This window comes from Kiloniella spongiae (assembly GCF_001026905.1).
Classification (GTDB): domain Bacteria; phylum Pseudomonadota; class Alphaproteobacteria; order Kiloniellales; family Kiloniellaceae; genus Kiloniella; species Kiloniella spongiae.
This window is the reverse complement of record NZ_LAQL01000008.1, coordinates 25,516-47,910: the sequence shown is the minus strand read 5'-3', so window position 1 is coordinate 47,910 and position 22,395 is coordinate 25,516. Positions and strand designations below refer to the sequence as shown.

The 22,395-nt window shown below is 47.0% G+C and carries 17 protein-coding genes; 9 read left to right on the top strand and 8 right to left on the bottom strand.

What is annotated here, in order from left to right:
- Positions 1–5: 5 nt before the first annotated feature.
- Together choV and WH96_RS12995 are read left to right on the top strand one after the other, a co-directional pair.
- Positions 6–1,205, top strand: a complete 1,200-nt coding sequence (choV, locus tag WH96_RS13000) for a choline ABC transporter ATP-binding protein (protein ID WP_047764639.1) — start codon at positions 6–8, stop codon at positions 1,203–1,205.
- A 14-nt stretch (positions 1,206–1,219) separates the two neighbouring features.
- On the top strand, positions 1,220–1,921 hold the full coding sequence (locus WH96_RS12995; protein WP_047764638.1) for an HAD family hydrolase: 702 nt from the start codon (positions 1,220–1,222) through the stop codon (positions 1,919–1,921).
- 117 nt (positions 1,922–2,038) lie between these two features.
- Here WH96_RS12995 and bmt read toward each other — a convergent pair whose 3' ends face one another.
- Positions 2,039–3,124, bottom strand: a complete 1,086-nt coding sequence (bmt, locus tag WH96_RS12990) for a betaine--homocysteine S-methyltransferase (protein ID WP_047764637.1) — start codon at positions 3,122–3,124, stop codon at positions 2,039–2,041.
- Positions 3,125–3,446: 322 nt separating this feature from the next.
- Between bmt and WH96_RS12985 the strand changes: the two genes are divergently transcribed.
- Positions 3,447–5,024, top strand: a complete 1,578-nt coding sequence (locus tag WH96_RS12985; protein WP_047764636.1) for a hypothetical protein — start codon at positions 3,447–3,449, stop codon at positions 5,022–5,024.
- Between the two features lie 217 nt (positions 5,025–5,241).
- On the opposite strand, the gene WH96_RS12980 is transcribed toward WH96_RS12985, so the two are convergent.
- On the bottom strand, positions 5,242–5,715 hold the full coding sequence (locus WH96_RS12980; RefSeq protein WP_047764635.1) for an Lrp/AsnC family transcriptional regulator: 474 nt from the start codon (positions 5,713–5,715) through the stop codon (positions 5,242–5,244).
- A 232-nt stretch (positions 5,716–5,947) separates the two neighbouring features.
- Here WH96_RS12980 and WH96_RS12975 point away from each other — a divergent pair, with 232 nt between their 5' ends.
- The 5 genes from WH96_RS12975 (at position 5,948) to WH96_RS12955 (ending at position 12,630) form a co-directional block, all read left to right on the top strand.
- On the top strand, positions 5,948–7,180 hold the full coding sequence (locus WH96_RS12975) for a 3-methyl-2-oxobutanoate dehydrogenase (2-methylpropanoyl-transferring) subunit alpha (RefSeq protein WP_047764634.1): 1,233 nt from the start codon (positions 5,948–5,950) through the stop codon (positions 7,178–7,180).
- Positions 7,181–7,183: 3 nt separating this feature from the next.
- Positions 7,184–8,197, top strand: a complete 1,014-nt coding sequence (locus tag WH96_RS12970; protein WP_047764633.1) for an alpha-ketoacid dehydrogenase subunit beta — start codon at positions 7,184–7,186, stop codon at positions 8,195–8,197.
- Between the two features lie 3 nt (positions 8,198–8,200).
- On the top strand, positions 8,201–9,511 hold the full coding sequence (locus WH96_RS12965; RefSeq protein WP_047764632.1) for a dihydrolipoamide acetyltransferase family protein: 1,311 nt from the start codon (positions 8,201–8,203) through the stop codon (positions 9,509–9,511).
- Between the two features lie 3 nt (positions 9,512–9,514).
- Positions 9,515–10,909, top strand: a complete 1,395-nt coding sequence (lpdA, locus tag WH96_RS12960) for a dihydrolipoyl dehydrogenase (protein ID WP_047764631.1) — start codon at positions 9,515–9,517, stop codon at positions 10,907–10,909.
- A gap of 215 nt (positions 10,910–11,124) precedes the next feature.
- The gene (locus tag WH96_RS12955) at positions 11,125–12,630 is read left to right on the top strand and encodes an FMN-binding glutamate synthase family protein (protein WP_047764630.1); all 1,506 of its coding nucleotides are present in this window, start codon (positions 11,125–11,127) and stop codon (positions 12,628–12,630) included.
- A gap of 5 nt (positions 12,631–12,635) precedes the next feature.
- Here WH96_RS12955 and WH96_RS12950 read toward each other — a convergent pair whose 3' ends face one another.
- The 5 genes from WH96_RS12950 to WH96_RS12930 all read right to left on the bottom strand — a co-directional run bounded on the left by WH96_RS12950 (position 12,636) and on the right by WH96_RS12930 (position 17,581).
- Positions 12,636–13,373 (bottom strand): FadR/GntR family transcriptional regulator, encoded by a 738-nt coding sequence (locus WH96_RS12950; RefSeq protein ID WP_047764629.1) that lies wholly within the window; start codon positions 13,371–13,373, stop codon positions 12,636–12,638.
- Positions 13,374–13,410: 37 nt separating this feature from the next.
- Positions 13,411–14,238 (bottom strand): sulfite exporter TauE/SafE family protein, encoded by an 828-nt coding sequence (locus tag WH96_RS12945; RefSeq protein ID WP_047764628.1) that lies wholly within the window; start codon positions 14,236–14,238, stop codon positions 13,411–13,413.
- An 84-nt stretch (positions 14,239–14,322) separates the two neighbouring features.
- The gene (locus WH96_RS12940; RefSeq protein ID WP_047764627.1) at positions 14,323–15,978 is read right to left on the bottom strand and encodes a tripartite tricarboxylate transporter permease; all 1,656 of its coding nucleotides are present in this window, start codon (positions 15,976–15,978) and stop codon (positions 14,323–14,325) included.
- Positions 15,979–15,981: 3 nt separating this feature from the next.
- Entirely contained in the window at positions 15,982–16,482 is a 501-nt protein-coding gene (locus WH96_RS12935; protein WP_047764626.1) for a tripartite tricarboxylate transporter TctB family protein, read from the bottom strand.
- A 112-nt stretch (positions 16,483–16,594) separates the two neighbouring features.
- Complete coding sequence (locus WH96_RS12930) at positions 16,595–17,581, bottom strand: Bug family tripartite tricarboxylate transporter substrate binding protein (protein WP_047764625.1); 987 nt, start codon at positions 17,579–17,581, stop codon at positions 16,595–16,597.
- Positions 17,582–17,801: 220 nt separating this feature from the next.
- Between WH96_RS12930 and WH96_RS12925 the strand changes: the two genes are divergently transcribed.
- Positions 17,802–19,613: a gamma-glutamyltransferase family protein gene (locus WH96_RS12925; RefSeq protein WP_047764624.1), complete on the top strand. Its 1,812-nt coding sequence runs from the start codon at positions 17,802–17,804 to the stop codon at positions 19,611–19,613.
- Positions 19,614–19,683: 70 nt separating this feature from the next.
- Here WH96_RS12925 and WH96_RS12920 read toward each other — a convergent pair whose 3' ends face one another.
- Positions 19,684–22,203: a GcvT family protein gene (locus WH96_RS12920; protein WP_047764623.1), complete on the bottom strand. Its 2,520-nt coding sequence runs from the start codon at positions 22,201–22,203 to the stop codon at positions 19,684–19,686.
- Between the last annotated feature and the right edge of the window lie 192 nt (positions 22,204–22,395).

Here is a 22,395-nt window from a genome sequence, read left to right as displayed (position 1 = left end):
ATAAAATGACAGCTGTAGAATTTAAAAAAGTCGATATTGTTTTTGGCGATAATCAGCAAGAAGCCATTCCAATGGTTGATGCGGGCAAGACCCGAGAAGAAATTTTGGAAAAAACCGGATGTGTTCTTGGTGTCGCAGATGGTTCTATCAAAATTGAAGAAGGCGAAATATGCGTTCTAATGGGGCTTTCCGGTTCAGGTAAATCAACGTTGCTTCGTGCCGTGAACGGCTTGAATAAAGTCACACGGGGCGAAGTTCTCGTTCGTGATGGTGATGACCTCATTGATGTTGCGTCCTGCGATGCGAAAACACTGCGTCATATGCGTATGGAACGGGTTTCTATGGTTTTTCAACAGTTTGCGCTTTTGCCTTGGCGGACGGTGTCAGAGAATGTTGGTTTAGGGTTGGAACTTAAAGGTATGCCCAAAGCCGAGCGTGAAGCCATTGTCGAAGAAAAGCTCAAGATGGTTAGCTTGGATCAATGGAAAGACAAATACGCGCATGAGCTATCTGGTGGAATGCAACAGCGTGTGGGGCTTGCGCGTGCATTCGCTACAGATGCAGATATTCTATTGATGGACGAGCCTTTCTCGGCTTTGGATCCTTTGATTAGGGATCACTTGCAAGATGAGTTACTTGAACTACAGAGAAACCTGAAAAAGACGATTGTCTTTGTAAGCCATGATCTTGATGAAGCGCTGAAGATTGGTACGCATATCGCGATCATGGAAGGGGGACGTATCGTTCAGTACGGTGAGCCTGAAGAAATTGTTCTGAACCCTGCGAACGAATATGTTGCTGAGTTTGTTGCGCATATGAACCCATTGAATGTTCTGCGTTGCGCGTCATTGATGACACCTGTCAGCGACCTTCGCAAAGATGGTGATCGTGTTATTTTGGATAAATATGATGCCTTCAAGGTGGCATTGGATAGTAAAGGGGCGGTGCAAAAAGTTACCTTTGAAGATAAAGAAGAGTTACCGGTCTTTAGCTTTGAAGCGGATCATTCTTTGGATGATATTCCCGATTGCAATATCGTGACTGCTTCGCCTGAGATAACGATGAAGCGCGCGATCGAGTTACGTCAATCAACAGGCAATCCTGTCTTACTTTCAGAAGAGGGTGTGCTTGTCGGTGTTGTTGGTGATGAAGAGATATATCAAGGTATCCTTCGTCAAAGTTCAATTGCTGATGCTGCTGAATAACGGGTTGTGCCAGAATGAAGATTGAAGCAATCCTTTTTGATAAGGATGGAACGCTGCTTGATTACGAGCAGAGCTGGATGCCTCTTAACAAAAAAGCAGCCTTGATGGCTGCTGAAGGTGATGAGGATCTCGCTTCGCGTCTTTTAGCTGAAACAGGCTATGATGCTGAATTTTCTCGCGTTTTACCTGGTTCCATGCTGGCTGCTAGCAGTAATGGTGAGATTGTTGAGAAGTGGTGTGAATTTCTCCCCAACGCGATTTATGATGATTTAATCCATAAGGTTGAAATGATTTTTCAGGAAGATGGCGAAGCTGCTGCTGTTCCTGTTACAGATCTATCTGCTTTATTTATTCGTTTGAAAGAGCGTGGCCTAAAGCTTGGTGTTGCAACAAGCGATAGTGAGCAAGGGGCGAAGCGCTCCTTATCCCGGTTTGATTGTATAGATAAGCTCGATTTTATTGCCGGTTACGACACTGGTCACGGACTTAAGCCGACGGCTGGTATGGTTTTGGGCTTTTGCAAAGCGTTGGAGGTGGCCCCAGAAAATGTTGTTGTTGTTGGTGACAACTTACATGACATGGAAATGGGTATAAATGCCAATGTCGGTTTGAAGGTTGGTGTTTTGACTGGCACGACAGGGCGTGAAGAGTTGTCAAAGCTTGCAGATCACGTGTTATCGTCGGTCGAAGAGTTGGAAGGCCTATTGCCTGAATAGATAACCAGTTTTTATTATCAGGTAAAACCGGAATTAGAATAAGAAAAGGGGCTTCTGATCCCGAAGCCCCTTTTACTGTATAGATACCTTTATCTGGCCGTTCTATCCTCCAGGTAATTACTCTTGCCCGGGCAACTTTCCATCATCGGCAGCTTTTCGTTTGGGATCGCGGCCACGACGCCGCCGCCCGCCGCCAGTTTGTGCCACTGGTTTTGCACCTAAAGGACCGGCTTCGTTCATTTCGCGTGCGCCGTTGGAAATCTCACCCAGGCGCGAGATGATTTCATCAAGACTTGGTTTCGGACCACGCGTATGATTATCCAGAGCTTCACGCATATACTTGACGTGATTTGGGGTTGTACCGCAGCAGCCACCGATGATCTTTATGCCCGAATCAACGGCAATTCTGGCGTAATCAGCCATTAGTTCTGGTGTACCAGTGTAACGGATAGCCCCATCAACATATTCAGGAATGCCACAGTTGCTTTTTGACACCAGTACATCGCCTTCTTTCGCACACATTGCCATGTTTTGAAGTGCTGTAACCATTTCAGAGGCGCCAACACCGCAGTTGGCACCATAGGCGACAGGCACCGTTGATAGTTCTTTGACGCGTCCGGCAAAGTCACCAGGAGTAAGGCCCATCATTGTACGGCCATTGGTGTCAAAGCTCAGTGTTGTAACAATCGGAAGACCTGTTTCACTACATGCAGTGACAGCTGCTTCCAGTTCTTCCGGTGCGGAAATTGTTTCCAGCCAAAGAACATCTGCGCCTGCCTCGGCAAGGGCAAAAGCTTGCTCTCGAAATGCAGCAATGCCTTCTTCGCGGGTAAGTGATCCAACGGGTTCAAAAATATCACCTGTGGGACCCATGGATCCGGCGACAACTACGGGGCGTCCTGCGTCATCTGCAACCCGCTTGGTAATTTTGACAGCGGCTGAGTTTATTTCTGCAACGCGATCGTCTGCTTTGTGAAGCTTAAGACGGTTGCGTGTACCACCAAAAGTGTTGGTGAGAATAATGTCTGAGCCTGCATCAACAAAAGATTTTTGAAGATTGTAAATTTTCTCCGGTTCATCAATATTCCAAAGCTCGGGTGCATCGCCGGTTTCGAGACCTACTTCGAAAAGGTTAGTACCTGTTGCGCCATCAGCAAGAAGCCAGTCGCGTGTTTTTAAGAGATCAAGAAATTTATTGGCCATGGTGACTCGCCGCACAAAATTGAGATTAGTATCTATTGAGGAAACTATGCTCTTTTTTTGAATGACGCAAGCTATATCAGGATTTCTTTATATAGGTTTTGTGATTTATTTAACGAGGTTTTCTTAAGGAGATACAGGCTCGTGAGGTATCTGAGGCATAAAAGTGACATTTTTATTTCACCATGGGTGGTTTTTTCCACAAAAAAAGTATAGATATATGCTGCTCGCGAAAAATTTCCCCGCAGCTTTGATTTCTATTTTCGGTTTTTTACTTACCGAAGGGGCGAATACGGGCACCGTACAAGGGTTGGAAAATAACTAAATGTCGACTTTAAAAGATCGTAAGATTGGCGCTGGCCGATCGGCTACTGTCTATCTGGATCATCTTCCTGATGGTCGGGCGACAGCACGTAAGATATTTGTAGGTTCTACGTTGGCTGGCCTTGTTCACAATGTGATTTTTGGCGCGAACAACCCTTATATCTGGCATCAGGGATCAATCCTAGAAGCTGCCTGTCGACGTCGTGTTCTTGCTGCGCTCATGAAGCTCTGGCTTCCTGGTAAGTTGCGTATTGCAGAAATTATTTCTGTATCTTGGAATGAAGAATTCCGTGCGAACGAAATTACCATGGAATTTATTGATGGTCGCGCGCCGTCTCTGCATCATCCGTATTCTTCGCTGAAAGAAACGGAAATTCAGGATCTTGTCGAGAATGTCATGAAACCCTTGCAGGGATTACTTCTTGATGCGGGGTTTGATGGTCTTGCCTGGCAGGCGGGGTATGGTAATCCCGTTGCGACCAGTAATTTCCTCTTGGAAACGACAGATGCGGGTGAAAAGCGTTGGGTCTGGGTTGATCTGGAATCCGGCGTACCAGCCTTGTTTCCGGCGAATCCTAAGCTCCTGTTTACTTACTATTTACAGCGTACTGTTGTGAATGGTCGTCCGCTATATGATGATGTGGATGTACCCAAGCTTCGCGATTATATTGCGGTAAACAAAAATGCGCTTTTAGCTGTGATGAGTGAACAGGAATATGAAGCACTTTGTGTTGATGTATCTGGTCTTATTCACAAGCCTGATGACTGGCGTTTCATGTCGCGTCTGCAGCGGAGTATCCAGTCAAAATTTGCCCGCGGTAAAATTTCCGAAGAAGAAACGCATTATTACAAGAAGCATCCGTTGCGTTGGTATGGGCGGCAGGTCAAAGAAGGTTTGGGCAAAGTTATTGGGAAAGCCAAATCTTTGCTAACTGAGAGCAAACTTATCAAGCAACTTGGCAACCTGATGCCAAAAATTAAAGCCTTTATGTTCCTGCCTTCTTATAGGACGCAGTTGAGCCGGTTATTGGTTGGACGCAGCATTGAAGACTGGAAAAAACGTCGCCAGCTTACCGAACGTGAAGCCGATGTTTTGAAGCATGAAATGGAAAATAGCGAAAGCAGCCTTTACATCACTGACTTTGGTGTATTGATGGCGCTGAAACCGTTTGTGAAAGTTACAACCCTGGCTATTGTCTTTGGGTTGGGGGCTTTTGATGTCATTGGCCTTTTAGGCGGTATTATTGGTTATTTTAGTGGTGGGGTGATTGTGCGCACGATCTATACGACGTGTCGTATTCTTGCTTCTACCGCCCGGGGAACAAGCCGGCCTTGGTTTGCATTGCTTTTGGGTTTTATCCCAGTTCTCGGGAATGCTGCATATCCTCTTCAGTTGTTGTATGAGGGAACTCGTGGCGGAAATGGTGTCGCGAAGTTTATTATCTATGACATTATGGCTAGACTTGGCCGTGCGGTCCCAATCTGGGGTGGGCCTGATACATTGGTAGAACACAAGGCCAACAGTATTGGCGATTTGTTGATCCGCAACCGTAATGCTTTACCGGAAGCTGCCGAGTAATAAACACCACTAAAAATAGTCGAGTAGTTTTATGAAATGGTCATCATATTATTGTGGTGACCATTTTCGTATCTCTTTTGCTTAGGCGATGGTATTATTGTTATTGTGGTCAACTTATGCGGTAGTCGTGTGTGAGGATTGATCATCAGGTTCTTGGGGCATTGCAACAGGAGCAATCATGTTCAAATTGCTTACCTTCAGTTGGAGTTTTGAATTATTAGGATGGTCTTTGTGGGCTTGGCAGCGCATTTCTTTCTACAATGCTGCGCAGGGCAAAACGAGATCTTACTGCCCGGATTGTTGGAATACGGGTCAACTTCTCCTGAAGGAATTTTTCGAAGGCCATAAGATCAGTTGCGACAACCTTAAGCAAGAAATCCTGACTACCCGTCATCAGGTAACATTCTACAACCTCTTCAAATTTATCTATTTCTTCTTCAAACTGTTTCAGGTTCTCCGACGCCTGTTTTTCCAGTTCAACCGAGACAAAGATATTGATCATATAACCAAGTTTGGTTTGATCGACCCTTGCTGCATAGCCGGTGATAACACCTTCGTCTTCAAGCATTTTTACACGTCGGGCGCATGGCGTGGGCGACAGACCTACACGCTCGGCCAGTTCTATAGAACGTATGCGCCCTTCCGTTTGAAGGATTCGCAAAATCTTTATATCAATCGTATCAAGTTCCATAAATCACTACTCATCATGTGTTTGTTAGAGAAAAATAGCTCAATTTCTTTCTAATATTAATCATTTTGGGAATAATCACCAGCGATAATATGTCATAATTATTGCCAGAGATTATGCCCCAGATTGCACCCGAGATTAAAAGTGTAATTAAAAACAAGCCAAAATCGGCAAAAAGGGCTGAACCTAGGGAGTGACAAGTGCCAGAGAAAAATATCTTGGTGGAGAAAAATAGATGAGTGAAAAGAAACGGCTTCATCTTCATGTACCAGAGCCAGAGTTTCGCCCCGGAGATACACCGGATTTCTCCAACGTTACGATACCCAAAGCAGGTTCAGTAAGGCGCCCTGATGTGGATGTTTCGCCTGAACAAATCAGGGATCTTGCCTATTCTATCATTCGTGTCTTGAACAGGGCCGGGGGCGCTGTGGGGCCGTGGGCTGACCTGTTGAGTGATGACGAATTGATCAGAGGCCTGCGACACATGATGACGCTACGGGCTTTTGATGCACGTATGATGATGGCGCAACGACAGGGAAAAACATCCTTTTATATGCAACATCTTGGTGAAGAGGCCGTTTCAACGGCTTTTCAGTGTGCGCTGGAAAAGGGAGACATGAATTTCCCGACCTATCGTCAGGCTGGCCTCTTGCTCGCGCAAGATTACCCGATGGTCAAGATGATGAACCAGATCTATTCCAATGAAGAAGATCCGCTAAAAGGTCGTCAGCTACCAATTATGTATTCTGAGAAGGAATACGGCTTCTTCTCTATTTCGGGTAATTTGGGTACACAGTATATTCAGGCCGTTGGTTGGGCGATGGCCTCGGCGATTAAGAATGATACCAAGATCGCTGCGGGGTGGATTGGTGATGGATCAACAGCTGAATCAGATTTTCATGCTGCGTTGGTTTTTGCCTCCACCTACAAAGCGCCGGTCATTCTCAATGTGGTGAACAATCAATGGGCGATCTCGACCTTTCAGGGAATTGCGAAAGGTGGGTCGGGAACCTTTGCCGCGCGTGGCCATGGCTTTGGTATTCCGGCACTTCGGGTTGATGGCAATGACTATCTCGCCGTTTATGCAGTTGCAAAGTGGGCTGCTGAGCGTGCACGCTTGAACCTCGGCCCAACGATGATCGAATATGTGACCTACCGTGCTGGTGGGCATTCGACCTCTGATGATCCCGCTGCTTACCGTCCAAAAGAAGAGTCTGATGCCTGGCCATTAGGTGATCCGATTGAACGACTGAAACTTCATCTTATCAGCAAAGGGATCTGGTCAGAAGAACGTCAATTGCAGACGGAAGCGGAAATTAAAGACACAGTGCTTGCCGCGCAAAAAGAAGCGGAAAGTCATGGCACGCTCCATTCCGGGGGGTCGCCTTCAACACGTGACATGTTCGAAGATGTTTATAAAGAAATGCCGCCACACTTACGGCGTCAACGTCAGGAAGCGGGGATTTAATTCATGAGCAGAATGACGATGATTGAAGCCATCCGTGATGCAATGGATGTCATGATGGGAAAAAATGACGACGTTGTTGTTTTTGGCGAAGATGTTGGTTACTTCGGTGGTGTTTTCCGCTGCACACATGGCCTGCAGGAAAAGTACGGCAAGAACCGCTGTTTTGATGCTCCGATCAATGAATCCGGCATTGTCGGTGCTGCTATTGGTATGGCTGCTTATGGCCTGCGTCCTTGTGTCGAAGTCCAATTCGCTGATTATGTTTACCCTGCTTATGATCAGATTGTTTCTGAAGCTGCGCGGTTGCGGTATCGCTCTGCGGGTGATTTTACGGCCCCAATAACAATCAGAATGCCAACAGGAGGCGGGATCTTTGGGGGGCAGACACATAGCCAAAGTCCCGAAGCGGTCTTTACCCAGGTTTCCGGCCTGAAGGTCGTTGTGCCATCCAACCCTGCCGATGCCAAAGGGCTTTTGATTTCTGCGATTGAAGATGACGATCCCGTTATCTATCTGGAACCGAAACGCCTTTATAATGGTCCTTTTGATGGTCATCACGACCAGCCGGTAACGCCTTGGTCAAAACATGAATTGGGTGAAGTGCCCGATGGCTACTACAATGTCCCATTGGGCAAAGCGAAAGTGACCCGCGAAGGGGCAGACGTTACGATCATTGCCTATGGCACCATGGTCTATGTCGCCGAAGCTGCAGCAAAAGAAACCGGGATTGATGCTGAGATTATCGATCTTCGGTGTTTGTTGCCGCTGGATGAAGAAACAATCATCGCGTCGGTTAAAAAGACAGGGCGTTGTGTTGTTGTTCACGAAGCAACACTGACCTCCGGCTTTGGTGGGGAACTTCTCTCTCGTGTTCAGGAAACCTGTTTCTATCATCTTGAAGCACCTATTCAAAGGGTCACCGGGTGGGACACGCCTTATCCGCACGCACAGGAATGGGCCTATTTTCCCGGACCGGAAAGAGTTAGTCGCGCGTTAGAACAAGTGATGGAGGCCTGATCTATGGGTGAATATGTAATCAAGCTTCCGGATGTTGGCGAAGGTGTTGCCGAAGCCGAGATTGTCGAATGGGAAGTATCTGTTGGTGATGTCGTTCAGGAAGATGCCGTCCTTGCCGCTGTGATGACAGACAAAGCAACTGTTGAAATTCCGTCGCCGGTCGATGGGCGCATTATTTGGCTTGGGGCAGAGCCTGGGGATGTGATGTCTGTCGGTGCGCCTATTATCAAACTAGAAGTTGACGGGGAAGGAAATAGTACGGAAGCAAGTACGTCTGGTCCCCAAACTGAGGAACCAGAGACGGAAAAGTCAGAGAAAAATGTCCCTAAAAAGCGGGAACAGAGTTTTATTGTTGAACCACCAAAAACAAAGGTGGAGATAAAGAAACCTTCCGGCTCTAAGTTACGTAAACAGTCTGTTGGCCCCGTCAGAGCAGAGGGAGAAAAGCCCGTTGCATCCCCTGCTGTTCGAAAGCGTGCACAAGATGGAGGAGTTGATCTCCGACAAGTTGCCGGGACCGGGCCAGCCGGGCGTATTACACATGAAGATCTGGATGCTTATTTTGACGGCAGCAGCGTTGCAGTTGGCCCAAAGGGTGGTCTTGTTCCAAATACTTCGGTTTCAGAAGTTAAGGTCGTTGGCCTGCGTCGTAAAATTGCGGAAAAGATGTCGATTTCTAAATCGCGTATACCGCATATTACGATTGTGGAAGAAGTTGATATGACGGCGCTGGAAGAATTGCGCGCGACGTTGAACAAGAACAGGGCAGAAGACCATCCTAAATTGACGCTTCTGCCATTTTTGATGCGGGCTTTGGTCAAGGCCGTTGCTGAACAACCTAATCTCAATGCAATCTTTGATGATGAAGCGGGCGTTGTTCATCAATACGGTGGTGTTCATATTGGTATGGCGGCACAGACACCAAATGGTTTGGTCGTGCCAGTTATTAAGCATGCCGAGGCAAGAGATGTCTGGGGCTGTGCCGCAGAAGTTAATCGCTTGGCGGCCGCATCCAAAGCGGGAACTGCTACGCGCGAAGAGCTGAGTGGTTCTACCATTACAATTACTTCGCTCGGGCCGTTGGGGGCGATTGCAACAACGCCTGTTATTAATCACCCGGAAGTCGCCATTCTGGGGGTAAATAAAATGGCTGTGCGCCCCATGTGGGACGGAACGGATTTTGTACCACGCAAGATGATGAATATTTCTTCCAGCTTTGACCACAGGGTTATTGATGGTTGGGATGCCGCCGTTTTTGTGCAGCGTATTAAATCTCTTCTTGAGACACCGGCAATGATTTTTATGGAGGGCTAAGCCGTGAAGGAAATTAAAACAAAGCTTCTGGTCATCGGTGCTGGCCCTGGTGGATATATCTGTGCCATCCGTGCTGGACAACTGGGGATAGACACCGTTGTTATTGAAGCAGGAAAACCCGGTGGTACCTGTTTGAATGTAGGCTGTATCCCGTCAAAAGCCCTAATCCACGCCGCGGATGAGTTCGATAAAGTCGCTCATTTGTCCGGGGAAAATGCACTTGGAATCTCAACGACAAAGCCCACTATTGATCTGACTCAAACTATGGAATGGAAAGATGGCATTGTCAGTCGTTTGAATTTTGGTGTTGCGGGTCTCTTGAAAAAGCACGGGGTTAAAACCGTTGAAGGCTGGGCCAAGTTTCGGGATGGTAAAACCGTTGAGGTTACCACACCTACAGGCCCGCAGATTATTCGCGCTGAATATGTGGTAATTGCCACAGGTTCCAAGCCTGTTGAGCTGCCTTTCTTGCCTTTCGGGGATAAAGTAATTTCCTCTACCGAGGCTCTGTCATTAACCGAAGTTCCAAAAAAGCTGGCTGTAGTCGGCGGTGGCTATATCGGACTGGAACTTGGAATTGTCTATGCAAAACTTGGGGCTGAGGTTACGGTGGTCGAAGCGGCTAAATCTATTTTGCCTCAGTATGATAAAGATTTGGTTCGTCCCGTTGTCAAACGCCTGAACGATCTTGGTATAAAGGTCATGACCAACGCCAAAGCAAAAGGACTTTCGACAAAAGGTAACTCGCTGCTTGTGGAAAATGGTGGCGGGGCTGATCACAAAATTCCAGCGGACAAGATTTTGGTTACGGTTGGCCGCAAACCCGTCACTGAAGGGTGGGGACTGGAAGAAATTGATCTGCGTATGGATGGTGCCTTTATTCATATCAATGATAAATGCGAAACATCTATGCGGCGAACCTATGCAATAGGGGATGTTACCGGGGAACCAATGCTTGCCCACCGTGCTATGGCACAGGGGGAAATGGTTGCTGAAATTATTGCGGGGGAAAAGCGTGCTTGGGATAAAGTTTGTATTCCCGCTGTTTGCTTTACTGATCCGGAAATTGTAACGGCTGGATTATCCCCGGCAGAAGCAAAAGAACTGGGGCATGATATTAAAACCGATCTCTTCCCGTTTCAGGCCAATGGCCGCGCCATGTCTGCTGAACGCGAAGAAGGTTTCGTACGTATCGTTGCCCGTGCTGATAACCATCTTGTTCTTGGTATTCAGGCCGTTGGTGCAGGTGTTTCCGAAATGTCCGCAGGCTTTGCGTTTGCCCTTGAAATGGGGGCACGTCTGGAAGACATCGCCGGAACAATCCATGCTCACCCAACACAAAGCGAGGCTTTTCAGGAAGCTGCCCTTAAAACCTTAGGGCATGCGTTGCATATTTAATTCTGTTTTGAATTGGAAGATAGTGGTCAAAATCACCTTGAATAAAAGCGTTGGTTTTCCAGCGCTTTTATTTTTTTGGCGAACCTACCAAGTAGGGGAAGGATGAATTCAAAATCTATGCAGTCACAAACCGCTATTTTTCTTGTGACTGGCTTTTAAGAGAGTTTTCCTATTATAGTTTGATGAAATGAAAATAATAATGGGGAGAGATTTTAATGGAACAGATACCTGATTTTGTTGTCACCTTTTTGGAACTTCTCTCTTTTCTTTTTATAACGGCAGTTGGTGCAGGTTTCCTGTGGTTGATATATGCCTATATCAGTGACGTGACGCAGACAGAAAGTACGTTACGTCGAAACTATCCGGTCATTGCGCGTTTTAGATATCTTTTCGAACATCTCGGGGAATTTTTCCGTCAGTATTTCTTTGCCTTGGATCGTGAAGAAATGCCCTTTAATCGCGCAGAGCGGTCATGGGTTTATCGTGCGGCAAAGAATGTTGATTCCACTGTTGCCTTTGGGTCTTCACGCGATTTACGACCTGCGGGAACGGTGTTTTTCGTGAACTGTCCTTTCCCGACGCAGGCCGAAGATGCGGTTGAACCCGGTAATGTGGTGATCGGCCCTTATTGTCGGCAACCTTACGAAACCGATAGTATTTTTAACATTTCTGGTATGAGCTATGGTGCAATCTCTATCCCGGCCGTTCGGGCCTTGTCGAAAGGGGCCAAGAAGGCAGGTATTTGGTTAAACACAGGCGAGGGAGGCTTGTCGCCTTATCATTTGGAAGGTGGGGCCGATATTGTGTTTCAGATTGGAACAGCCAAGTTTGGCGTTCGCAAACCTGAAGGTGGTTTTGATGAGGACAAACTTCGGGAAGTTGCAAAACACGATCAGGTGAAAATGTTTGAGCTTAAGCTCTCTCAAGGTGCCAAGCCAGGTAAGGGTGGCATTCTGCCGGGTGAAAAGGTCACTGAAGAAATTTCCCAAATTCGCGGTATTCCTGTCGGTCAATCTGCCATCAGTCCAAATCGTCATCCAGAGGTGAAATGCGAGAGTGATCTTTTGGATATGATGGCCTATATCCGAGATACCACAGGCAAACCGGTTGGTTTTAAGATGGTGGTCGGGGCTTATGGTTTTTTTGATAACCTATGTGAGGAAATCAAAAAACGTGGCATTGAAAGTGCCCCTGATTTTATCACGATTGATAGCGCAGATGGGGGAACAGGCGCAGCACCGATGAGCTTGATTGATAACATGGGTGTTCCGCTCCGGGAAAGTTTGCCTCATGTGGTGGATACTTTGATTAAACACGGGCTACGTGATCGTATTAAAGTCTGTGCCAGTGGTAAGATGATCAACCCGTCTGATGTGGCATGGGCCTATTGTGCAGGGGCCGATTTTGTCAATTCTGCACGTGGCTTTATGTTTGCCCTTGGATGTATTCAGGCATTGCAGTGTAACAAGAATACCTGCCCAACCGGCGTGACGACACACAACAAGAAATTACAGTTCGGCCTTGATCCGGTTACAAAATCTGAACGTGTCGCCAGTTACGCGAAGAACATGCGTAAAGAAGTCGGAACTATCGCTCACAGTTGTGGTGCGGCAGATGCGCGTGCGTTAAAGCGCTATCATGCCCGCATTGTTCTTGATACGGGGCGCAGCGTTTCAATGGATGAACTGTACCCTGACCCTTTAAACCAAGCTGCCGAATAATAATTCTAGGGTGTATCCGGGGAAACAGCGTGCTTGATATCGTTGATATGATCTCGCATTGCTTCTGCGGCTGCGACAGGGTCGTGTGCTTGTAAAGCCTTTAAGATGCGGCAATGGCCAGTGATGGAGGCAACCCGCCGTTCATCACTTTGATGACCTTCGGTACGGGATGGGTCCATTGATGCGCTGATTTTGTCCATTAAATCAGATAAAAGCGCATTTCCCGTTGCCTTGGCGATAAGTGCATGAAAATTTCGGTCAATTTTTTGCAGTTCACTTCGATCTTCGGTGGTCATCTGTGTTCTGACGAGTTGATCCATTTCCTCTAGCTGTTCCGGCAGGATCATTTCCGCAGCGAGGGCGGCAATCTGTGGTTCCATCAACTCACGTAACTGAAAGACTTCGAATAAGCGCCTGGCATCACCTGATACCAGCGAGGACAGGGCGCGGGTTAATTCTTCTCGCGAGGAAGACCTGATGTAGTTGCCGCTTCCTCGCTTTGGGGCCAGGACACCCTGTTCCTGTAAAACACGGATGGCTTCGCGGACAGAATGGCGTGAAACAGTAAACAAGTCAGATAGACGTCGTTCGGAAGGAAGAGCGTCGCCGGGGCCCATGTCTTCATCGCTGATCAGTTTTCTGATCTTGGCGATAACGTCTTCATAGGCGCGCGCTGTTGAAACTGAATTTTCGGTACTTTCAGTTCCTTGTTCTAACGGTGCTGACTGACTTTGTTCTATCATACTTGCTCTCCCATCACTGCCTTCTAAGGCAGCCTTCTTATGTTAGCAAGTCGTGTATCATGCGCAAGCTTGTGATGAAGAGGAAAAAGGCAAAGGACAGGCGAAGTAATTTTGGCGGAATTGCATGGGCAATTTTTGCGCCGATAGGGGCAAAGAACCCGGATGTTGGAATGATTAGGGCGAAGCCAATCAGGTTGACATAACCAAGGGAAAAATCTGGTCTGCCGGGCAGTCCCAAACCATAGTAGATATAGCCAAGAAACCCTGGAACTGCGATGATAAGTCCGATCGCAGATGCCGTCGCGACAGCTTTGCGAATGGGGTAATTGAAAAGGGTGAGAATAGGCACTGACAAGGTTCCGCCACCAATGCCCATCAGGACGGAAATTCCACCGATGAAAACCCCGATAAGCTGTTTAAAGGGAGAGCCGGGCAGTTGATCGGAGATATGTGCGCCATCAGGACGGAAAGCCATATTTACTGCAACGATTAAGGCAATGACCGCAAAGATGGCGATCAAAGCTTCGGACCCGATATTTCCACCAACGACAACGCCAATCAAAACACCAATTGCAATGGCAGGACCCCAGCTTTTAAGCAGGTCTGTGTCAACAGCACCTTTGTTGTAGTGAGATCGGGCAGAGGCAAAGCCAGTGATAAGAATAGTCGCTAAAGATGTTCCGACAGCGGTGTGCATCCGGACAGACTCATCAACGCCAATAAGGCTGAAAAGATGATATAGGACCGGGACAATAACAATCCCGCCGCCAACGCCTAACAGGCCGGCAATTAACCCGGCAACGACACCTGTTGCCAATAAGACAGCTGCGAGTATAAGCAGATCTGTTGATAAGAGTGCATCCATCTATATAAAGCCTGACTACATAAATTTGATAAACGTTAGTGAATGAGTGTTATCTCAGCTTAGATTTTATTTTCATTAAGGTTTTTATCTTTTTTCGCCCTTATTTGTTATCCCGATTTTCCAAAAGATGAATAATGCTCCCAAGATCAACCCCAGGGCAAGGATGGGACGAACAGAGCCTTGCATTAGAAATAATGGAAAAGCCAAGCCTGTCATGGCAACAGGAATGAAATAGGATGCCCATTGTCGCTTTAGTTTGATTGCCGTTTGGTACCAGGGAAAGCTGAAGGAAAAAATCGCCAGAATTAAAAAGAACAGGGACCACGGTCTGCTGAGGAACAACGTCATGTCATCGCTGATGGAAAGAGCTCTGGACAGGTTGAGCTCGGCAATTTGCCCAAGAACAACGCCAAGGATCATTGGGGCAAGCGGAAATCCGAGTTTGCGAAGCGTATATCCGACAACACCAAAGCCAAGCATAACCCACATATCAAACTGTACGTTATGAAGAGAGAAAACACCGATAGAGCAATAGGCCAAAATGACCGCAGCCAGAATGTACATGGGTGATCTTGTCGCGAATAAAAATAGTCGCAAGGTCAGGGCCTGAGTGCCAACCATCATGAAATGGGCAAGGAAAAAGGCGATGAAAACTGAATAGGCGAGTACCGGTTGGTCTGAGATAAAAGAAGGCCCGGGGACAATATCATGAATCATCAAGGCCCCAATCATGACAGCAGTCACGACATCACCGGGTATTCCAAGTGCCATCATAGTAATAAGAGACCCGCCAGCGGTTGCATTGTTGGCAGCTTCGGGGGCAATAATGCCGTCGGGATCACCACTGCCAAATGTTTTGTCATCCGGGGCGGCTTTCTTGGCCTGATCATAGGCTAGAATGTTGGAAATTGAACTGCCGGCTGCGGGTAACACCCCGGTAAAAACACCGATTAAGCTGGATCTAATAAGGTTTCCCCAACGGGAAAAGATCATTTTTATGGCTTGTCGATGTTCTATTCTGGCCGCAGACATGGCTTTTTCCAGAAGGGGACGTCGAGCTTGATCACTATCCTCGATATCACTGAGCAGTTGGCTAAAGGCAAAGAGGCCTATGAGAACAGGAAGAAAAGCAAAGCCTTGTAACAGGGGATCCCATCCGAAATCAAATCGCGCCATACCATTTATCGGGTCTTCGCCGGCTGTGGCAAAAAACAGGCCGAGAACACCTGCAATCATACCTTTTAAAAGGGCTTTCCCCGAAAGACTGGCAGTAATTGTCAATGAAAAGAGAATGAGAGAGAAATAATCCCAGGGGCCAAACTCCAGACCAAGAACCGCAAGCTGTGGGGCAAGAGCAACGAGTAAAATGGCACTGATAATGCCTCCAAAAAAAGAAGACCAGACACCAAGGCCGAGGGCGAGGCCAGGTTTGCCGTTGCGTGCCATGGGGAAGCCGTCAAAGGTCGTGGCAACAGATGATGGCGTTCCGGGAATACCAGTTAACATACCAGACATCAAACCGCCAGAAAGCCCACCGACAAAAACACCGATCATTGTCGCGACGCCCTGAGTAGCAGACATTCCAAAGGTAAAGGGCAGGGTAAGAACAACGCCCATTGCAATAGTGAAGCCCGGTATTGCGCCAGTTAACAGGCCTGCAATAACACCGATACCCATGAGTAAAAGAGTACTGGGATCCAACAGGATATCGTTACTGGCTTGAAGAATAATGTCCCACATAATTTACACCTGCCATACCGCAAAAATTTCACCCGCGGGAAGATGAACCCGAAGACTGTACGTAAAAATCAACCACATGATACCAACCGAGATAACAGATACGATTAGGTGCAGGATAATATTTTTTTTGGTGAACTCACCTAGAACTGTCAAAAGAGCAAACACAAAGAGCATGCCACCCAACAGCATTCCGATGTAATCAAGGCTCAAGAGAAACAGGAAAAAGAGTGCAAAACACCAAACAGCATTTTGATACTTTGACCAGAAACCTATATGACTAACCGCACCTTCAGAAGACACTTTTTCGATCTTTAAAGCTTTTACAGATTTTATCAAATACAGAGCACTGAGGCCGCTTAGAAGAATAAGCAGAAATCGGGGCCAGGTTTCTGGTTTCAAGCCCGGATAACCTAGGTCACGAATATCATAGCTTGCCCATATCATGATACTGCAGAACATTAACAAAAATATCGCGACATAGAGATCTTGTCTGGCTCTGATCATTGGAAACTCCAGAAAAAAGCGCGCTGACCTCTAACATTTAAAGAAACGGGAGAAGGTCAGCGCGAGTGAGTTGATTAAGACCGGAAGCTCAAAGGTCTTAAAACAACAAAACTTAACGTTTGTATGCGCCGATTTTTTTCGCAATACCGAGCCACTTGTCATATGTCGTTTGCATATGGTTGGTGTAATCGGTTGCATTTTTGTACACGATATCAGTGCCAGTTTTGTTCAAAGACTCATTCAAGGAAACATCCTGTGCAGCTTTCTCGAAGATTGCTTCATAATGAGCAACGATATTTGCTGGTGTTCCTTTTGGCAGCATGACACCACGTTCGACACCAAAGACGACATCAATACCTTGATCCCTGGCCGTTTTTACACCGGGTGTTTCTGACATTTCTTTATCACCCATAACAGCCAGAGCTTTCATATCACCTGCTTCTAAATATTTGGTTGCGGCTGTCAGATTGATTTCGCCAATTTCAATGCTCTTGGCCAAAAGGGCTGTGATACGTTCTTTTGTACCGTCATAGGAAACGTGTCTAAATTTGACGCCTGCTGCATCTTCAATCAGGAGGAATAGAAACTGGCTGACAGACCCAAAGGTGCCGCCTGCGGTGATTTCTTCTGGTCGTTTTTTTGCATCGGCAATCAGTTCTTCCAAACTGTTATAGGATGTGTTTGAAGCAGCACCAACGAAGGAAGCCGTTCTAGTCAACAAACTTACGGGCTCAAAAGCATCCCATGTGAAATCAATACGTCCTGTGAAGTAGCTTGTAATTGCGGATTGATGGATTGCGATCAAGGTACAGCCGTCTGCCTTGGCACGGTGGGCTTCTTTAGTACCCTTGTTACCGCCTTGGCCCGGAATGTTGATCACTTGCAACTGTGGTTTGGCTCCGGTTTTATTTGCGGCTTCGGCAAACTTGCGAAATACAACATCTGTTCCGCCACCCGCTTTCCACGGCACGATAAGCTTTGCTGTATCGCAGGAAATTTCAGCTGAGTGTACTGGTGTCGTTAGAGCTTGTGATGCCAATCCTATTGTTGCGGTTGCCAACAAAGCGGCCGCCCCGGATTTTAGTGAGACCTTGAACATGAAATTCCCTCCCCAGAGAAAGATTTTAGTTACGAAAGATTTTTAGATGCCCGAGTAAAGTTAACTGGTTTAACCAAATTATATTGGTTGTACCAATTATCTGCATGATCTATGTTCACTGTCAAGTTATGTTGTTCTGATGCCTTGATTCGGGATCTAGTTATTTGTTTTTGCTAGATATCTGATCTAGAGGAATCTATTTGATTTAGGAGATTAGGTTATGAGCGAATTCACCACACGCCCAGAGATTGTGGGAACCTTTGGTGTTGTTACATCTACTCATTGGCTGGCAACAGCAGCAGGAATGGGCATACTGGAACGAGGTGGAAATGCTTATGATGCTGCCGTTGCGACCGGCTTTGCCTTACAGGTGGTTGAACCACATTTGAACGGACCTGGTGGTGAAGTCCCGATTATTGTTGCTCCGGAAAAAGGACCTGTGAAAGTGATAAACGGGCAGGGACCTGCTCCTCAAAAGGCGACATTAGAAGCTTATCAGGCATTGGATTTATCTATTGTGCCGGGGTCAGGAATGCTTTCTGCGGTTGTACCCGGTGCTTTTGATGCATGGATGTTAATGTTGCTGGATTATGGAACCATGTCTTTGCGTGATGTCCTGTCTTACGCCATTAACTATGCCCGTGATGGTTATTCCATCGTCCCAAATATTGCCCATACAATAAATCGGGTGAAAACTCTTTTCGAGGATGAATGGACATCATCGGCTAATATCTATCTCAAAGACGGAAAAGTGCCGGAAGCAGGCGCGCTTTTTAAAAACCCTGAAATGGCTGATATGTATGATCGTATTATTTCCGAGGCAGAAGCCGCTTCGGATAATCGTGAAGGACAAATTGAGACGGCTCGAAAAATCTGGTCAGAGGGTTTTGTCGCAAAAGCTATTATGGATTTCTGTGAAACTGCAGAGGTTATGGATACAACCGGACGTCGACACAAAGCTCTATTGAGTAAAGATGATTTGGCGGGTTGGTCTGCTTCTTATGAAGAACCGCTCACGTTTGATTATCACGGTTATACGGTCTGTAAGACTGCGGCGTGGGGACAGGGACCTGTTTTCTTGCAGCAATTGGCATTGCTAAAAGGCTTTGATTTGGATGCTCTGGATGAAAAGTCGCCAGAATTTGTGCATCTGGTTACAGAAAGTGCAAAGCTGGCTTTTGCGGACAGGGAAGCTTTTTATGGCGATCCAAATTTTGTCGATGTCCCTATGGATGTCCTGCTTTCGGATGCCTACAACGATGAACGCCGTAAACTTATTTCGGACACAACCTCTTTTGAGATCAGGCCAGGATCTGTTCCGGGTAAGGGGGGAAATGTTGTTGTTCGGATCAAGGGAACCACAGAGGAAGGTAAAGACAACAAAGATATTGGCGAGCCTACTGTCGCACGTTTTGATGATGAGCCTACACCGGACGATAAAGGTGGAGCCAAGGGAGATACATGTCATCTCGATATTATTGATCGTTGGGGGAATATGGTTTCAGCGACACCAAGCGGCGGATGGCTACAATCTTCCCCAATTATTCCGGGACTGGGGTTCTGCCTGACAAACCGGGCGCAGATGTTTTGGCTGGATGAAACATCTCCGGCTTGTATTGCACCGGGAAAGCTGCCAAGAACGACGTTAACGCCATCGCTTGCTTTGAAAAATGGTGTTCCCTACATGGCCTTTGGGACACCGGGTGGGGATCAGCAGGATCAATGGTCACTTCATTTTTTCTTGCGCCATGTTCATTTTGGGTTGAACCTTCAAGAAGCCATTGATGCGCCTGCTTTCCAGACAGCACATTTTCCAAGCTCTTTTTATCCGCGTGAATGTGACCCGGGAAATCTCTCACTGGAAGGACGTTTCCCTACAGAGACTATCGAAGAGTTGAAAAGTCGCGGACACAAGGTTGTCATTGAGCCAGACTGGTCCTTGGGGCGCATGGCTGCGGCATCTAAAGAAAAGGGTTTATTAAAGGCTGCGGCTAATCCCCGGTTTATGCAAGGTTATGCCGCTGGGCGGTAATTATGTTTTAAATAGAAAGAGCCGCAGAGTTTGGAACTCTGCGGCTCTTGAGCTTTAACGTCAGTCGATATTATTCGACGTTACGCAAGATTTTGTTCTCAGGATCATATGGTGATTCTTCAACAACAGTTGCTTTGAAGAGATTACCAAGAATATAGACATTCAGCTCAGTGCCAATTTCGGCCAGATCCGGACGAACCATTGCGAGTGCAATCGACTTCTGAGTACGGAAGCCGTATCCACCGGATGTTACACGACCAACCATTTCATCGTTAAGATAAATAGGCTCGGAACCACGAGCATCACAATCTGTTACACCGTGAACTTCAAGGGTAACAAACTGATTGTCAAAACCGCGTTCTTTCCAGTCTGCAAGTGCCTGTTTACCGATGAAATCATCTTCTTTGTCGAGGCGAACAAAACGATCAAGACCAGTTTCCAATGCAGAATACTCGATGGACATTTCAGTCGGGATCAAGCGATAGGATTTTTCCAGGCGCATGGAATCCATTGCTCGGATACCAAATGGTTTCAGGCCGAATTCAGCGCCAGCTTCCATGAGAACATCAAAGAGATAGTTCTGCATTTCAATTGGGTGATGAAGCTCCCAACCGTACTCGCCAACGAAGTTAACTCGTGCCGCAGTAACTGGCGCAATGCCAACAGAGATCTGTTGTGCGGTCAACCATGGGAAAGCTTTGTTCGAGAAATCTGCGTCAGACAGTTTTTCCATCAATAGGCGGGATTTTGGTCCGGCAATAATGAAAACACCTTGCTGAGTTGTGATTTTCTCTAGCTCAACTGAACCATCAGTTGGCTTAAGCTTGGTCAGGTAATCCCAGTCATGACGTTCCTGAGCACCGGCTGATACAAGATAGTAGCTCTGCTTGCCTGTTTTCAGGATGGTGAATTCAGCGCGAACACCACCGTGTAGGGTCAACATGTGTGTCAACGCCATACGACCGATCTTTTTCGGGATTTTGTTGGCAACAAGACTGCTCAACCATGCTTCAGCGCCTCTACCTTTGACGATGAACTTGGAGAAAGCGGACATGTCAAGCAAGCCAACGTTTTCCATGACGTTTTTGCACTCGTTGCCAACGTGTTCGAAATAGTTGGAACGACGGAAAGACCATTTTTCGACTGGAAGCTTACCTTCTTCAGCAGGAGCATGGTTTTCACGCGTGAGTGTGTCGTCTTGATTTAGATCTTCTTCCGTCAGGCCATAACCTTCTGGTGCGAACCAGTTTGGACGCTCCCAGCCAAAGATTGTGCCCATAACTGCACCGTGTTCTTTCATACGGTCGTAAGAAGGAGAGCGCTTTAGACCACGAGCTGCGGGACGGGATTCATCGGGATAGTGAACAGTGAAGACATTTGCATAGGCTTCTTCATTCTTTTCTTTCAGGAAGCCACGACCTGCATAAGGACCAAAACGACGCGGATCAACACCAGACATATCAATTGTCGGTTCTCCGTCAACAATCCATTCAGCCAGCTGCCAACCAGCACCACCTGTTGCTGTTATGCCGAAGGAGTGACCTTCGTTCAGCCAAAAATTCTTCAAACCCCATGCTGGACCAATGATAGGTGATCCATCAGGTGTGTAGGCAATCGCACCGTTGTAAACTTCTTTGATGCCAACTTCAGCAAAGGCAGGTACGCGTTCAAAAGCTGTCTCGATGTATGGCATCAGACGCTCTAGCTCACCGTTGAAAAGTTCATATTTGGCATCAGGTGCTGGACCGTCAACATAGCAGCAGGGTGCACCGACTTCGTATGGGCCAAGCAACAGGCCGCCAGCTTCTTCACGCATATACCATGAAGAATCTGATTCGCGTAGAACGCCCATTTCTGGAAGGCCAGCAGCGTGACGTGCTTTGATGTCTGGATGTGGTTCAGTAACGATAAATTGGTGCTCAACTGGAATAACAGGAATGTCCAGGCCAACCATTTCACCGGTTTGACGGGCGAAGTTACCAGTACAGGAAATAACGTGCTCACAAGAGATATCACCCTTGTCAGTTTGCACTATCCAGCTGTCATCATCTTGCTGTTCCATGCCCAGAACAGTTGTATGTTGATGAATTTCTGCACCGTTATTGCGGGCACCTTTTGCAAGCGCTTGAGTTAGTTCAGCAGGCTGTACATAGCCGTCTTCTACGTGCTGGATAGCACCGAGAACACCGTCAGTATTACAAAGGGGCCAAATTTCCTTGAGCTCTTCAATGGAAAGCCACTTAACATCAATACCAAGTGTTTTCGCAACACCAACATAGTATCTGTATTCGTCCATACGATCTTGTGTACGGGCGAGACGAATGTTTGAAACCTGTTTGAGACCTGAATTCAGGCCGGTTTCTTCTTCCAGACGAGAATAGAGATCGACAGAGTATTGATGGATTTTACCAACAGAGTAACTCATATTGAACAAAGGCAGCAAACCGGCAGCGTGCCAGGTGGAACCAGATGTCAGATCGTGGCGCTCTAGCAGCGCAACATCTGACCAACCTTTTTTTGCCAAGTGGTAAAGTGTACCAACACCAACAGCACCACCACCGATAACGACGGCTTTGTAGTGAGATTTCATCGCCTGACTCCAAATTAATGCGACTAACGTGCTTATGCACAGGGTCATAGTTGTTTGTTATGTCTCGGTATTTTTTGCGATATGGCAAAGTGCTTTTGTTACCTTAATGTAGCGCAAAAGCGACCGATTACATCTGAACATGATGATGGGGAACAGTCTGCTGAACGTCCTATCGGTTTGCGTCACCACACT